The sequence below is a fragment of the Streptomyces sp. NPDC002566 genome, assembly GCF_042889585.1.
Classification (GTDB): Bacteria; Actinomycetota; Actinomycetes; order Streptomycetales; family Streptomycetaceae; genus Streptomyces.
Genome location: NZ_JBIARD010000004.1, coordinates 621,793 through 635,819, shown reverse-complemented (window position 1 = coordinate 635,819; position 14,027 = coordinate 621,793). Strand labels below are relative to the sequence as shown.

General features: G+C 72.4%; 12 protein-coding genes and 1 riboswitch. Of the genes, 7 read left to right on the top strand and 5 right to left on the bottom strand.

Annotation, left to right across the window (positions count from 1 at the left end; translation table 11 throughout):
* Positions 1 to 68 precede the first annotated feature (68 nt).
* From ACFYXA_RS20000 to ACFYXA_RS19990, 3 genes are all read left to right on the top strand, one after another.
* The gene (locus tag ACFYXA_RS20000) at positions 69 to 863 is read left to right on the top strand and encodes a class II aldolase/adducin family protein (RefSeq protein ID WP_352248641.1); all 795 of its coding nucleotides are present in this window, start codon (positions 69 to 71) and stop codon (positions 861 to 863) included.
* 219 nt (positions 864 to 1,082) lie between these two features.
* Entirely contained in the window at positions 1,083 to 2,360 is a 1,278-nt protein-coding gene (locus ACFYXA_RS19995; protein ID WP_352248639.1) for a hypothetical protein, read from the top strand.
* Between the two features lie 151 nt (positions 2,361 to 2,511).
* The gene (locus ACFYXA_RS19990; RefSeq protein WP_351095362.1) at positions 2,512 to 3,039 is read left to right on the top strand and encodes a DoxX family protein; all 528 of its coding nucleotides are present in this window, start codon (positions 2,512 to 2,514) and stop codon (positions 3,037 to 3,039) included.
* A 28-nt stretch (positions 3,040 to 3,067) separates the two neighbouring features.
* Here the strand turns inward: ACFYXA_RS19990 and ACFYXA_RS19985 are convergent, their stop codons facing one another.
* Together ACFYXA_RS19985 and ACFYXA_RS19980 are read right to left on the bottom strand one after the other, a co-directional pair.
* The gene (locus ACFYXA_RS19985; RefSeq protein ID WP_351333203.1) at positions 3,068 to 3,307 is read right to left on the bottom strand and encodes a hypothetical protein; all 240 of its coding nucleotides are present in this window, start codon (positions 3,305 to 3,307) and stop codon (positions 3,068 to 3,070) included.
* Complete coding sequence (locus ACFYXA_RS19980; RefSeq protein WP_389034495.1) at positions 3,294 to 4,850, bottom strand: PspC domain-containing protein; 1,557 nt, start codon at positions 4,848 to 4,850, stop codon at positions 3,294 to 3,296. The genes ACFYXA_RS19985 and ACFYXA_RS19980 overlap by 14 nt, the downstream gene beginning before the upstream one ends.
* A 179-nt stretch (positions 4,851 to 5,029) precedes the next feature.
* On the opposite strand from ACFYXA_RS19980, the gene ACFYXA_RS19975 reads away from it, so the two are divergent.
* Complete coding sequence (locus ACFYXA_RS19975; RefSeq protein WP_356683772.1) at positions 5,030 to 6,322, top strand: PspC domain-containing protein; 1,293 nt, start codon at positions 5,030 to 5,032, stop codon at positions 6,320 to 6,322.
* Positions 6,319 to 7,077, top strand: a complete 759-nt coding sequence (locus tag ACFYXA_RS19970) for a LuxR C-terminal-related transcriptional regulator (protein ID WP_389034491.1) — start codon at positions 6,319 to 6,321, stop codon at positions 7,075 to 7,077. The genes ACFYXA_RS19975 and ACFYXA_RS19970 overlap by 4 nt, the downstream gene beginning before the upstream one ends.
* Here the strand turns inward: ACFYXA_RS19970 and ACFYXA_RS19965 are convergent.
* Entirely contained in the window at positions 6,968 to 7,696 is a 729-nt protein-coding gene (locus tag ACFYXA_RS19965) for a hypothetical protein (RefSeq protein ID WP_352248630.1), read from the bottom strand. The genes ACFYXA_RS19970 and ACFYXA_RS19965 overlap by 110 nt on opposite strands.
* A gap of 196 nt (positions 7,697 to 7,892) precedes the next feature.
* Positions 7,893 to 8,972: a C40 family peptidase gene (locus ACFYXA_RS19960; RefSeq protein WP_352248628.1), complete on the bottom strand. Its 1,080-nt coding sequence runs from the start codon at positions 8,970 to 8,972 to the stop codon at positions 7,893 to 7,895.
* A gap of 501 nt (positions 8,973 to 9,473) precedes the next feature.
* Between ACFYXA_RS19960 and ACFYXA_RS19955 the strand changes: the two genes are divergently transcribed.
* A complete protein-coding gene (locus ACFYXA_RS19955; protein ID WP_351095349.1) occupies positions 9,474 to 9,827 on the top strand; it encodes a hypothetical protein in 354 nt (117 codons plus the stop codon).
* A gap of 62 nt (positions 9,828 to 9,889) precedes the next feature.
* Here ACFYXA_RS19955 and ACFYXA_RS19950 read toward each other — a convergent pair whose 3' ends face one another.
* Positions 9,890 to 11,083, bottom strand: coding sequence for an NlpC/P60 family protein (locus tag ACFYXA_RS19950; RefSeq protein ID WP_389034486.1), 1,194 nt, complete (start codon positions 11,081 to 11,083; stop codon positions 9,890 to 9,892).
* Positions 11,084 to 11,091: 8 nt separating this feature from the next.
* Positions 11,092 to 11,237, bottom strand: a riboswitch (cyclic di-AMP (ydaO/yuaA leader).
* Between the two features lie 297 nt (positions 11,238 to 11,534).
* Between ACFYXA_RS19950 and pcrA the strand changes: the two genes are divergently transcribed.
* On the top strand, positions 11,535 to 14,024 hold the full coding sequence (gene pcrA, locus ACFYXA_RS19945) for a DNA helicase PcrA (protein ID WP_389034483.1): 2,490 nt from the start codon (positions 11,535 to 11,537) through the stop codon (positions 14,022 to 14,024).
* Positions 14,025 to 14,027: the final 3 nt, after the last annotated feature.

Below are 14,027 nucleotides of genomic sequence, written 5' to 3'. Positions count from 1 at the left end.
CGACTCTGCCCTTTTGCTCTGACCGGCGGTAACTTCCGCAACGTAAGGCAACCCAGTCTGGAGGACCGATGCACGGGCCCACGCCGCCTGCCCCGCTGCCCACCGACCGGTTGCGGTTCGCAATGCCGCCGATGCACGAATCGGTCGAGGACGAGCGCCGGCACCGCAAGGAAAGGCTGGCCGGCGCGGTGCGGATCTTCGGACGGCTCGGCTTCGAGGACGGGGTCTCCGGGCACATCACCGCACGCGACCCCGAGTACAGCGACTGCTTCTGGGTGAACCCGTTCGGCATGCCGTTCAAGCACGTCACGGTGAGCGACCTGGTGCTCGCCAACGCCGACGGTCAGGTCGTCGAAGGCGGCTACCACGTCAACCAGGCCGCCTTCACCGTGCACGCCCAGGTGCACGCCGCACGGCCCGACGTCGTCGCCGTCGCCCACTGCCACTCCGTGCACGGACGCGCTCTGGCCGCCCTCGGTGAACTGCTCGACCCGATCACCCAGGAGAGCTGCGCCTTCTACGAGGACCACGCCCTCTACGACGCCTACACCGGCGTGGCCGTCGACACCGAGGAGGGCCGGCGCATCGCGTCCGCGCTCGGCAGCCGCAAGGCGCTCGTGCTGCGCAACCACGGCCTGCTCACCGTCGGCGACTCGGTGGACGCGGCCGCCTGGTGGTTCCTGTCGATGGAACGGTCCTGCCAGGTCCAGCTCACCGCCCGCGCAGCGGGCCGCCCGGTGCTGATCGACCACCGGGCCGCCGTCGCCACCCGGGAGCAGCTCGGCGGCGACCTGGTCGCATGGATCAACTACCAGCCGCTGTGGCAGGACATCAGCCGCAGCGAACCGGACCTGCTGTCCTGACCCCCGGCCCGCACCCGGCCCCCGGCCCGCCGGGCTCACTCGCGACCCGGTCAACACGGCGAAGCACCCTTCACCCGCGCTGACCAGACCCGCCGAAACCGGACGGTGTGCCGTAGGGCACAATTCGCTCTCGTCGCAGGTGAGTTGTTCAGCAGGACCGTGGCCGAAATTCTCGAGGGCCGCCGGTCGTGAAGGTCGCGGGGAAGGCAGGCATCGGACATGGCGGTCCAGGAGGCGCGACAGAGCCCGGACACGGGCGCGCACGCCGGCGGCTGCACCTGCGGGGACTGCCCGCACGGGGCACGGGAGGGCCACCGGCGTGCGGTGGCCGCGTTCCTGTCCCGGCGCGACGAGTTCGCCGCCGGGCAGGGCCTGCCCGCCGCCGTCGCCCACTCGGTCTCCGCCTCGCGCCAGTGGGTCTCCGAGGAACTGGCCCAGTCGGCCGAGCTCGTCGCCGAACGCGGCCGCGCCGAGGGCCAGGCCTGGCTCGCCCGCCTCTGGCTGCGCACGACGTACACGGTGTGGGCGGCGGTCCTCGCGCTGCTGCTGACGCAGTCCCTCACCGCGGTCGGCGCGGGCTGGAGCGACGCCCGCACCGCCGGACTGCTCGCCGCGCTCGCCGTCGCCGGAGCGCTGACCGCGGCCTCCTGGTTCCACCGCGCGCGCGGCGGAGCACTGGCCCCCGTCATCGGCGAGGACAACCGCCTCTCCACCTCCCGCGCGGTCGCGGCCGCCTGGGTCCTCCTCGTGGCGTACGCGGTGCTCGTCCTCGCCGGACGGCTCGCCGCCGCCTCCGGCCCGCACGAGCGCGACGCGCTGATCTCCGGTCTCGCCCTCGAACGCGGCGCCGGTGTGGTGACCGTCCTCGCCGTGGTCTGCGGGATCGCCGTGCTGGTGCGTCGGGTGGTCGGCCTGCGCGTCCTCGGGCAGCGTCTGCAGAAGGTCCGCGCCCACCGGCCGCGCGCCGCCGACCTGCTGACCGACGACTCCGGCCGCGGCGCCTTCGCCGACATCCAGTACGTCGTGATCAGCGCCGTCGCCGTCGTCTTCGCCGCCGTGCGCCTCGCCCGCCGCCCCGACCAACTGCCCGACCTGCCCTGGGGACTCGCCGTGGTGGTGCTGGTGTCCGCCGCGACCTACCTCGCCGGCAAGTACGCGGAGGGCGGCCGTCCCGTCATCCTCTCCGTCGTCCGCTCCCGCGAGGCCGGCGACCTGGACGCCCCGATCCGCACCGGCGACGACATCGAGATCCGCGGCGCGGGCTTCGTCCCGCCCGGCGCGCAGACCGCCGACCGTCTCTCCCGCATGGTCGTGCGCATCGGCACGGTCCACGTCCATGTGCCCCTCGTCCCCGTCACGGGCGGCTTCAGCAACCCCGCCGACGCGCTGCTCACCGTCCCGGTCCCGGCGGACGTCGAACCGGGCCGCGTGGAGGTCCAGGTGGTCACCGCCGCCGGCGTGGAGACGAACCGCTACACGATCGACGTGACGGACTGACCGGCGCTCACCCTCACCGCGCGCGGGACGGAGCGCCCGCCGGCGTCGCAACGCGCCCAGAAACCACTGCCACATTGTGAGCGCACCTCCTATTTCGTACGTAAGGTCTTTCGAGGGGTCCACCACGTCGGGCGAGAGGCGGCTACGGGCGATGACGCACAGCATGCGGACGGACACACACCCTCCCTACCTCGACGGGGGAAGCGACTGGCGGGACACCGCCACCCGGTACGCCCTCCTCCCGCTGCGGGTCTTCCTCGGGATCACGTTCATCTACGCCGGTCTCGACAAGCTCACCGACAGCGCCTTCGTGCAGAGCAGCGGCGCCGGCTCCATCGGCGACACGATGCGCGCGGTCCGCGACTCCTCGGCCATCCCGGCCCTCGTCGACCTGGCCCTGAAGAGCCCGGCCGGCTTCGGCTACGCCATGGCCTTCGGTGAACTCGCCGTCGGCATCGGCACCCTCCTGGGCGTCCTGTCCCGACTGGCGGCCCTCGGCGGAGCCCTGATCTCCCTCAGCCTCTGGCTGACGGTGAGCTGGGCGTCGGACCCCTACTACTACGGCAACGACCTCGCCTACCTGATGGCCTGGCTGCCCCTGGTGCTCGCCGGCGCTCCCGTCCTCTCCGTGGACGCCGTCTGGCGCACGAGGAAGCGACAGCGAACGGGCGGCTACTGATCATCCCGTCTCTGTCAGAGCCTCCTGCTCAGCTCGCCGTTTCCGAACCGGCTCCGGGCGTCGCCCGGGCCGGTTCGCGCCGTCTGCGCAGGGACCGGCTCACCGCTCCCGTCGCCCCCGCGAGGACCAGACCGCCCACCACGACCGGGACGACCACGAACCACGGGGTCTCCCACCGGCCGCCCGCGTCCCCCGCGTAGAGGACGCCCACCACGGTGAAGACCACGCCGGCGACCAGCCGGCCCGGCCGGAACTCATGACGCAGCACGGGCCACCTCCGCCTGTCCCACCGCGACCTGGAGGTCGAGGTCGATCGTCCCGGCGTCCTGACCGCCCGACGCCGGCGACAGGGTCATCTGCTTGTGCCGCCCCGGTTGCACGTCCACGTCCTTCTCGTCCTCGCCCGGCAGTTGGATGTCGCCCAGGCCCACCTCGATGCTCAGCCTCACCGTCACCTCCGGCGGCACGATCACCTTCAGCCGCCCGGCCCCCAGCTCGGCTCCCGTACGAAGGGTCTGCCCCTTCGCCAGGTCCAGCCGGGACAGGTCCAGGACGGCGTCCCCGGTGTCGACGTCGTAGTCCGCCCGGACCTCCGTCACCGCGGCGGGCCGCCATGTCGTGTGCGTCCACCGGGTGCCGATGTCCTTGGGCAGGACGGCCGCCCCGGCCAGCAGGCCCGCCACGATGACCGCCAGGAACACCGACCCGGCGCCGGTGCCCCCGAGGTACGAGCTGACCGCGATGCCCACGCCAAGGATCACGAGCCCGGTGGCCAGACCCGCCTGGAGGCTGGTGCCCAGCGGGTGCTCGTCCCAGGTGAGCCGCGTGACGAGGCCGCCGGCCAGCGCGGCGAGCAGGAACAGCCAGCCGCCGATCCGGCGGGGGCCGCGGGGCCGCGGCGCCGGGGCGGGCGGGCGTATCGACGTGTAGGGGATCTTGTGCCCGGCGAGTTCGACGTCGAAGACCGAGGTGGCGTCCGGGGTGTGCGTGTCCCGCGGGCCCCACAGATAGCCTGTGCCGCCTTCGTGGGTGCCGTCCTTGACGATCGGGTCGCGCCACCAGGACGAGTAGGCGGCCGGAGCCGGCGGCGCCTTGGCCTCCGGCGGGGCGTCGGCGACGGCCTGGGCGGCGAGCGGGTCGGTATCGGAGGCGTCCCGGTGCTGCGACCAGTACGCGGCGCCGGCGAGCAGCAGGGAGAGGAGGGCGGCGAAGCTCAGCACGCCGCCGTTGTTCAGCATGGACAGGAACACCCCGCAGCCGACCAGCGCGAACAGCAGCGCCGCCAGCGCCTGTCCGTCGACCCGGCCGGTGAGGAGCTTGCGCACCTCGTTCTGGTCGTCGCCGGCGTACGGGACGAACAGCCAGGCGAAGCCGTAGAAGATGAGGCCGATGCCGCCGGTCGCGGAGAGCACGGCGAGCGTGATCCGGAAGATCACCGGGTCCATGTCGCACTGCCGCCCGAGTCCCGCGCACACACCGGCGAGCAGCTTGTGCTCGCGGTCGCGGCGGAACCGGTGCGGGAGGCGGCCGACGGGGTCCGGGTCGTCGGTCGGCCCGTGGACGCCGGAGGGCCTGCCCCGGTCGCCTGGGCCGCCTCCCGGGTCGCCGGGTCCTCCTCGGTCACCGGAGGTGCGGGGCCCGGTGCCTTCACCGGTGCCCGCACGGGCGTCCGGCTGCTCGGGCGCGGCTGCCTGCTCGTGTGCGCGCGGTTCCTCACCTGCGGCGCCGGGTGCGCCGGTGGACGGGGTGGCCGCGTCGGGCGCGGCGCCCCTGTCGGGCCCGGCGTCCGCGGCGTGCTGGTGCTCTGTCATGGCTCCATGGTGGCGGGCGAGCCGCCTCCGCGGCAGTCGGAACGACCCTGGTCGGACCCTGATATCGGCCCTGAGAACCGGCCCGGGAGGCGTTCGAGCCGCCACGGCGCCGAAGATCAGGGGCGTCTCGGGGGCGAACCCTGATGCCCCTGTCCGACCGCCGTGTGAACATCGTTGGCATGCCGGAAGCCGCAGCAGCGCCACTCGTCGAACCGCGGCCGCCGCGCAAGCTCTACCGCAGCAGCGACGGACGCTGGCTGGGTGGTGTGGCGCGGGGGCTCGCCGGGCATCTCGGGCTGCCCGTGATCTGGGTGCGGCTCGTCTTCGTGGGCCTGTTCATGGCCGACGGCCTCGGCGCCCTGCTCTACGCGGCCTTCTGGTTCTTCGTGCCCCTCGGGGTCGGCGGAGTAGGCGACCAGAGGTCCCCCTCGCTCGTCGCCACCGAGACCGCTCCCGACGGCCGCCGCAGGCTCGTCGCCCGCAAGCCGGACAGGGGCCAGATCGTCGCCCTGCTCCTCATGGTCGTCGTCGCCATGGTCTTCGTCGGCAATGTGAACCTGGGCAGCGGCGCCAAGGCGTACCTGGTGCCCGCGGTGCTCGTCGGCGCGGGCGTCGCCCTCGTCTGGCGGCAGGCGGACAACGCCCGCCGGGCCCGCTGGGTCGAGGTCGGCCGCAGACGCCGTACGCTCACGCTCCTGCGCGCGGGCGCCGGCGTCCTGCTGGTCGCGGCCGGCGTGTCCGGGGTCTTCGTGCTGCAGGGCTCCGCCGCCCACCTCGGCTCGGTCCTGCAGGCGGCCCTCGCCGTCCTCGTCGGCATCACCCTGCTCGCCGGGCCGTACCTGGTGCGGATGACGCAGGACCTGTCCGAGGAGCGGCTGATGCGCATCCGTGCCCAGGAGCGCGCGGAGGTCGCCGCCCACGTCCACGACTCGGTGCTGCACACGCTCACCCTGATCCAGCGCAACGCGGAGAACGCCGGCGAGGTGCGCCGCCTCGCCCGCGCCCAGGAACGCGACCTGCGCACCTGGCTCTACAAACCCGAGGGCACCGGCAAGGACGAGGCGGACGAGCCCGACACGGTGGCCGAAGCGGTCCGGCGCAACGCCGCTGAGGTGGAGGACAACCACGGTGTGCCCATCGAGGTCGTGATAGTGGGCGACTGCCCGCTCGACGAGGGGGTGGCCGCGCAGATGCAGGCCGCGCGCGAGGCGATGGTGAACGCCGCCAAGTACGGTGGCGAGGGCGGCGCCGTGCAGGTGTACGCGGAAGTGGAGGGAAGGACGGTCTTCGTGTCCGTCCGGGACCGCGGTCCCGGATTCGACCTCGATTCCATACCCGCCGACCGCATGGGCGTCAGAGAATCGATCATCGGCCGTATGGAGCGCAACGGCGGCACCGCGCGGCTGCGCGCGGTGCCGGGGGGCGGCACGGAGGTCGAACTGGAGATGGAGAGGGCGGAGAAGACGTCATGAGCGACCCCACCGAGGCCACCGAGGCGAACGGAACGGCGGGCGCGGCCGAGCCGGCGCAGTCCATCGGCGACGGCGACCGCGACGGCGCGGGAGGGCGCCGGGTGCGGGTGGTCCTCGTCGACGACCACCGCATGTTCCGCACCGGCGTCCAGGCCGAGATCGGCCGGACCGAGGAGACCGGCGTCGAGGTCGTCGGCGAGGCCGCTGACGTCGACCAGGCCGTCACGGTGATCACCGCGACCCGGCCGGAGGTCGTCCTCCTCGACGTGCACCTGCCGGGCGGCGGCGGGGTCGAAGTGCTGCGCCGCTGCGCCCCGTTGATGGCGGACGCCGAGCAGCCGGTGCGGTTCCTCGCCCTGTCCGTGTCGGACGCGGCGGAGGACGTGATCGGGGTGATCCGCGGCGGCGCCCGAGGCTATGTCACCAAGACGATCACCGGCGCCGACCTGATCGGCTCCGTGTTCCGGGTGCAGGAGGGCGACGCCGTCTTCTCGCCCCGCCTCGCCGGGTTCGTCCTCGACGCCTTCGCCTCCACCGACGCCCCGCCGGTCGACGAGGACCTCGACCGTCTCACGCAGCGCGAGCGGGAGGTGCTGCGCCTGATCGCCCGCGGCTACGCGTACAAGGAGATCGCCAAGCAGCTGTTCATCTCCGTGAAGACGGTCGAGTCCCATGTGTCGGCGGTCCTGAGAAAGCTCCAGCTGTCGAACCGGCACGAGCTGACGCGGTGGGCGACGGCACGGCGGCTGGTGTGAGGTCGGCGGCGGCCGCCGGAGCCAGCATCCGCAGCGCCCACCGGTAGTGCCGGACGGCTTTCACCACGCCGATCAGGCCCGCCAGCCACAGGATGGTGCCCGCGCCGACGCGCAGGGCGACGTCGGCGTGCGCCGACCGGCCGGCGCTCGCACCGGTGGCGGACGTGAAGGATGCCCACAGGCCGATCGCGCCGACGGTGAGGGAGGACAGCAGCCAGAACAGACTGAGGCCCGGGGAGCGCAGACGGGCGTCGGACAGCGGGTGGCTGTCCAGGGCGAGCCAGGCGTCGAGGAGCCGGCGCAGCTGCTGGTCGCGGCGCACGGCGAGCGCGACGGCGACGACGGAGGGGGTCAGCGCGGCGAGTCCGAGAAGGGCGAAGACCGGGCCGAGCAGGAAGCCCGTGGGGTCATGCTCCTCGAACTGCTTCAGCGGCAGGACCAGCAGCGCCCAGCCGATGATCGCCGCGAGCGCCACCAGCCACAGCAGCAGGACGCGGTGCACGCCGAGGCTGTGCCCGTGCAGCTCCGCCAGCGCCCGCTCCCGGTCGGCCAACAGCGCCGACCGGTCGGGCCAGGACCGGATGTGCGGCGGGGGAGGCGGCAGCGCGGCTGGAGACATCGGGCCTCTTTCGAGCGGGCCAGGGGCGTGAGCGGCTGGGTCGAGACGGCGGTCTGCCCGACGCCGACGTACAGGCGCGGGGCCGTTCGCTTCGCGCGCTGAACCTACCGCGTCGCATGCCCATGCCACGCAGACCCGACGGTCGGTCCGCATCGGGTCGCACCCCGGCCACCCCGCCCCGGCCGCCCAGGTGCTCTCACACCACCCGTGTCGCCCCAGCGAAAGGCATCTCGTCGAGGGGGGCCACGCGTACCGGGGCCGAGGGGTTGGGGGCGTGGATCATCTTGCCGTCGCCGACGTAGATGCCGACGTGGGTGATACCGGAGTAGAAGAACACCAGGTCACCGGGGCGCAGTTCGGAACGCGAGACACGCCGGCCGGCGTCGATCTGCGCGTACGTCGTGCGGGGCAGGGCGACGCCCGCGGAGCGGTAGGAGGCCAGGACGAGCCCCGAGCAGTCGAAGGCGTTCGGGCCGGTCGCGCCCCACACATAGGGGCTGCCGAGCTTGGAGTAGGCGTAGGAGACGGCTTCCGCAGCACGGGAGTTGGGCGCCTTGGCGGTGGCGGAGCCGGCGGCCGGGAGAGCGTCGCGGGCGCCCGTGGAGCCGCGTGAGGCACGCGGGCCCGTGCCGCCGCCTGTCCCCTCGTCGTCGAACTCGGCCCGGTCCTGCGCCGTGAGCCGGGACAGCAGGTCGCGCGCGGCGTCCAGCTTGCCGGTGATCGTCTTCTTGTGCCGCCGCAGTTCGGCCTGGCGCTTCTTGAGCGAGGTCAGCTCCACGCGCGCGGCGCCGCGCAGTTGCTCGACCTCGCGCACCTGCTCGCGGACCCGGGCGACGGCCCCGGACTGCCGGTCGCCGGCCCGCTCGGCGAAGGCGGCGCCGTCGAGGTAGGCGTCGGGGTCGTCGGAGAGGAAGAGCTGCATCGCGGGATCGAGGCCGCCGCCGCGGTACTGGGCGGCCGCCATGTTGCCGAGCGCCTCGCGCGCCGTGTTCAGCCGCAGTTCCCTGCGGGCGGCCTCGTCCTGTAAGCCCTTCAGCCGCCGCTCGGTCGCCGTCGCTTTCTCCTGCGCCCCGTTGTACTTCTCGGTGGCGGCCTCCGCCTCCTGGTACAGCTTGTCGACCTTGGCCTTCACCTGCGCCGGAGTGGCCTCGGGGGCGGCGACGCCGGCCCCTTCGAAAGCCGTCGCGCCCGCCGCGCCGGCGAGGGCGAGGGTGGCCGCCGTTCGGACCGTATGGCCGCCGAGCGAGCGCTGTCTCGGCTTGCGGTGCGCTGCCACGTGGGACTGCACGTCCTTTCGTACGACCGCCTCGTCGGTACGGCCGTCGGGTGGGGCCGGGCGGGGCCCGTGCCCGCCGTGGGGAGCGGACGGACGTACGGCCGCGGGGAGCGGCTGACGCGTCCGGCGGCGGCCCGCTCAGGGAAGCGGACGCGCCGCCGGACTTTCGGCGGTGGTGGCCGACTGCCGTCCCTGGTCCGGACGGCGGTGGGGAGCCGGTCACCTGGGGGAGGACGCTAGGCCCGGTGATGTCGGGTCGGTAACGAGATGTGCGGAAGTGACACCAGTGGACTGAAGGGTGACCGGACATGATCGCCGGGCCGCTCCGAAGCCGTCGGTTCCGCGCACTTCACTGACCGATGCGGCGCTTTCGGGGCGGATTCCGACGGCGGGCTGCTATGCGGCGCATATATGCGACACGCGCCCGAGGGGCGGGCCGGGTGTGCGCGAGGGTGGGCCGGTGTCGGGCGGCGACCGCACCGCTGACTAGCATCCGGCTCCATGGACGTACTCATCCATCTCTTCGTCGGCCTGCACATCATCGGCATCGCCGCGCTCCTCGGCGGCTTCCTCACCCAGATGAAGGCGATGGGCCGGGGCACGGCCCGATTCGTCCCCGCGATGCTGCACGGCGCGGCGACGATGCTGGTCACCGGTGTCGTCCTGGTCGGCCTCAACCAGGCGGACGACCAGGCCGTCAACAACATCAAGATCGGTGTGAAGCTCGCCCTGCTGGTCGTGATCCTCGGTCTCGTCTATGTGAAGCGGGACGAGGAGAGCGTGGAGAAGCCCTTGTTCGGGCTGGTCGGCGCGCTGACCGTGGCCAACGTCTTCATCGCGGTCCTCTGGACCTGACGCGGCGCGCAGGGCAGGGCCCGGCACACCCGACCGGTGCCCCCGTGCCCCCGTGCCCCGGCTCAGGCCGGCCTGACCACGCTGTGGATCGCGGACTCCCCGTCGTAGAACACCGACTCCTCGCGCACGTACGTCCCGGGCTTGGGCGCGTGGATCATCATGCCGTTGCCGATGTAGAGGCCCACGTGGGTGACGTCGTCGTAGAAGAAGATCAGGTCGCCGGGCCGGGCGTCGGCCACGGAGACCGTCGTGCCGGCGTTGACCTGGTCGTAGGTGGTGCGCGGGAGGGAGACCCCGGCGGCCTTCCAGGCGGCCTTGGTGAACCCGGAGCAGTCGTAGGAATCGGGCCCCGTGGCGCCCCAGACGTACGGCGTGCCGATCTGAGCGCGGGCGTAGGCGAGCGCCTTCGCCGCCTTGGTGCCGTAGGAGGCGTCGGGGGCCGGGGACGAGGATGACGAAGAGGGCGACGAGGACGCGGACGGCGCGTCCGAGCCGGAGGAGCCGGCGCTCCTCTCCTGTTCCGCCGCCCGTTCCGCCGCCCGCTCGGCCGCTTGCTGCCGCGCCAGCTCCGCCGCCTTGCGCGCGGCCTCCTGCTGCTTGCGCTTCTCGATCTCGGCGAGCCGCGCCTTCTCCTGTGCCGTGAGCCTCGACAGCAGCACGCGCGCGTCGCTGAGCTTCTTCTGGACGGTGGCTTTGGCGGTCTTCAGGTCGTTCTGCGAGGCGGTGAACGTCTGAAGGCTCTGGGACGCCTCCTGCCGCTTCTTCATCGTCGCCGACTGCTCGGTGACGTAGGCGTCGACCGACTCCTTCTGGCGGCTGGTCAGCCGGTCCATCAGCTGCGTCCGGTCGAAGTAGTCCTGCGGGGTGTCCGCGAGCAGGAAGGTCGCGGTGTCCGGCGCGGAGGCGCCGGTGCGGTACTGGGCGGCGGCGAAGGAACCCAGCTCCTCGCGCGCCTCGTTGAGCTTCTCGGTGCGCCGGGCGACGTCGTCGAGGAGGCCGTCCACGCGCGTGCGTTGCCGGGCCGTCCTCTCCTTGGCGGCGTTGTACTTCTCGGTCGCCGACTCCGCCTGCCGGTAGAGGTCGCCGACCTTCTTCTCGACCTCCTCCAGACTCGGCTTGCCGTCGGCGGAGGGCGCGGCCTGGGCCGTCTGTGAGAGCAGCGCCACGGAGGCGAGGGCGGCGGTGGCGAGGGCGGGGGTGCGGATGCCCGCTGCGCGCGTGCCTTGGGAGCGTGGCTTGCGGTGCTGCGACGCCAAGGGAGGCGACTCCTTCCGTGCTCCGCCTACCGGGTCAGCTGTCGGGTTCGGGCGGGTGCTTCGGAAGGGTTGCCCTACGGCCGCGCCCTTGCGGGGCGGGCGGCCGATTCACCCCGAGTTCTCGGTGGGTCCCCGGCTCCGGCGGCCGCGAGGGCGTGCGCCGGACTCGGCGGAGGCCGCGCGGTCCGGCGGGGTTCGCCGGTGGGGGGCGTACGGCCTGCCGGGCACGGTAGCCAACTGCTGTGGCCCCTGTGAAGGTTGATGGGTGATATGCCCCGATACATTTCCGTGACTCTCGGTCAGGTCTTTGGCGTTCCGTGATCGATGCGGAGGGATCGATGTCCTTTTTCATGTTCTGGGTCGATTGATCCCGCATGTCCATGCCCGTCAGGTGGTGATGTTCCCGGGACGGCGGCGGGTTGTCGGTGCGGCACCCTAGACTCGGAGAGCGATGAGCAGCCTCTTTGACGACAGCTTCCTGGCGGACCTCCAGGCCCCGCGCGGCCACGAGGAGGAGCCCCCGCCTCCGCCCGAGGACGATCACACTCCGGAGTCGGTTCCGGACGATCTGTTCGGTGGGAAGTTCGACGTGCCCCCGGACCGGGACGCCCACTACCGCGACGGCGCCCCCCGTCCGGTCATCGACGCCGCCGCGCTCCTGGAGGGGCTCAACGACAACCAGCGCGCCGCCGTCGTCCACGCCGGTTCGCCGCTGCTCATCGTCGCCGGCGCGGGCTCGGGCAAGACGCGTGTGCTGACCCACCGCATCGCCCACCTCCTCGCCGAGCGGGATGTCCACCCCGGGCAGATCCTTGCGATCACCTTCACCAACAAGGCCGCGGGCGAGATGAAGGAGCGCGTCGAGCAGCTCGTCGGCCCGCGCGCGAACGCGATGTGGGTGATGACGTTCCACAGCGCGTGCGTGCGCATCCTGCGCCGCGAGAGCAAGAGGCTCGGCTTCACCTCGTCGTTCTCGATCTACGACGCCGCCGACTCCAAGCGTCTGATGGCCCTGGTCTGCCGCGACCTGGACCTCGACCCCAAGCGCTACCCGCCGAAGTCCTTCAGCGCCAAGGTCAGCAACCTGAAGAACGAGCTGGTCGACGAGGAGGACTTCGCCGCCCAGGCCGCCGACGGCTTCGAGAAGACGCTCGCCCAGGCCTACGCGATGTACCAGTCGCGGCTGCGCGAGGCGAACGCCCTCGACTTCGACGACCTGATCATGACGACGGTGAATCTGCTGCGCGCGTTCCCCGACGTCGCCGAGCACTACCGCCGCCGCTTCCGGCACGTCCTGGTCGACGAGTACCAGGACACCAACCACGCCCAGTACGCCCTGGTCCGCGAGTTGGTCGGCACCTCCGAGCACCCTGTCGACGTGCCGCCGAGCACGTACGACGTGCCGCCGGCGGAGCTGTGCGTCGTGGGCGACGCCGACCAGTCGATCTACGCCTTCCGTGGCGCGACCATCCGCAACATCCTCCAGTTCGAGGAGGACTACCCGGACGCGACGACGATCCTGCTGGAGCAGAACTACCGCTCCACCCAGACGATCCTGTCCGCCGCCAACGCGGTCATCGAGCGCAACGAGTCCCGCCGCCCCAAGAACCTGTGGACCAACGCGGGCGAGGGCGCGCGCATCACCGGCTACGTCGCCGACACCGAGCACGACGAGGCGCAGTTCGTCGCCGACGAGATAGACCGCCTCACGGACGCGGGCGACGCGAAGGCCAAGGACGTCGCCGTCTTCTACCGCACCAACGCGCAGTCCCGTGTCTTCGAAGAGGTCTTCATCCGCGTCGGCCTGCCCTACAAGGTCGTCGGCGGCGTCCGCTTCTACGAGCGCAAGGAGGTCCGGGACGTCCTGGCCTACCTGCGGGTCCTCGCCAACCCGGAGGACTCGGTGCCGCTGCGCCGCATCCTCAACGTGCCCAAGCGCGGCATCGGCGAGCGCGCCGAGGCCATGGTCGACGCACTGTCCCAGCGCGAGAAGATCAGTTTCCCGCAGGCCCTGAAGCGCGTCGACGAGGCCTACGGGATGGCCGCGCGGTCGACCAACGCCGTGAAGCGGTTCAACGTGCTGATGGACGAACTGCGCACCATCGTCGAGTCGGGCGCGGGGCCGGCCACCGTGCTGGAGGCGGTCCTCGAGCGCACCGGCTACCTGGCCGAGTTGCAGGCCTCCACCGACCCGCAGGACGAGACCCGCATCGAGAACCTCCAGGAACTCGCGGCCGTGGCCCTGGAGTTCGAGCAGGAGTCGGGGGAGAGCGAGACGCCCGCCTCGCTCGCCGACTTCCTGGAGCGGGTCGCGCTCGTCGCCGACTCCGACCAGATCCCCGACGAGGACGAGGACGGCTCGGGCGTCATCACACTGATGACCCTGCACACCGCCAAGGGCCTGGAGTTCCCGGTCGTCTTCCTCACCGGCATGGAGGACGGCGTCTTCCCGCACATGCGCGCCCTCGGCCAGACCAAGGAACTGGAGGAGGAGCGCCGCCTCGCCTACGTCGGCATCACGCGCGCGCGTGAGCGGCTGTACCTCACGCGGTCCGCGATGCGCAGCGCCTGGGGGCAGCCCTCGTACAACCCGCCCTCCCGGTTCCTGGAGGAGATCCCGGCCACGCACGTCGACTGGAAGCGCACCGGCGCGACCTCGCCTCTGTCCTCCGGAGGCCCGGCGTCCTCGGTGGCGGCCTCGCTGTCGTCGTCCCGCTCCCGCTCCTCGGCGGCCGGCGCGTCCGGCTTCGCCACGCGGCGCACGGCGGAGAAGCCGGTCGTCTCCCTGGCCGTCGGCGACCGCGTCACCCACGACCAGTTCGGGCTCGGCACGGTCGTCGCCGTGAAGGGCACAGGCGCGAACGCCGAGGCCACGATCGACTTCGGCGACGTCAAGCCCAAGCGGCTGCTGCTGCGGTACGCGCCGGTGGAGAAGCTCTGACAT

Excerpts from the sequence above, each read along its gene's own strand:
- ACFYXA_RS19995 (WP_352248639.1), top strand. The coding sequence starts at position 1,083 with ATGGCGGTCCAGGAGGCGCGACAGAGCCCGGACACGGGCGCGCACGCC.
- ACFYXA_RS19990 (WP_351095362.1), top strand. The coding sequence starts at position 2,512 with ATGACGCACAGCATGCGGACGGACACACACCCTCCCTACCTCGACGGG.
- ACFYXA_RS19975 (WP_356683772.1), top strand. The coding sequence starts at position 5,030 with ATGCCGGAAGCCGCAGCAGCGCCACTCGTCGAACCGCGGCCGCCGCGC.
- ACFYXA_RS20000 (WP_352248641.1), top strand. The coding sequence starts at position 69 with ATGCACGGGCCCACGCCGCCTGCCCCGCTGCCCACCGACCGGTTGCGG.
- ACFYXA_RS19970 (WP_389034491.1), top strand. The coding sequence starts at position 6,319 with ATGAGCGACCCCACCGAGGCCACCGAGGCGAACGGAACGGCGGGCGCG.
- ACFYXA_RS19955 (WP_351095349.1), top strand. The coding sequence starts at position 9,474 with ATGGACGTACTCATCCATCTCTTCGTCGGCCTGCACATCATCGGCATC.
- ACFYXA_RS19965 (WP_352248630.1), bottom strand. The coding sequence starts at position 7,696 with ATGTCTCCAGCCGCGCTGCCGCCTCCCCCGCCGCACATCCGGTCCTGG.
- ACFYXA_RS19980 (WP_389034495.1), bottom strand. The coding sequence starts at position 4,850 with ATGACAGAGCACCAGCACGCCGCGGACGCCGGGCCCGACAGGGGCGCC.
- pcrA (WP_389034483.1), top strand. The coding sequence starts at position 11,535 with ATGAGCAGCCTCTTTGACGACAGCTTCCTGGCGGACCTCCAGGCCCCG.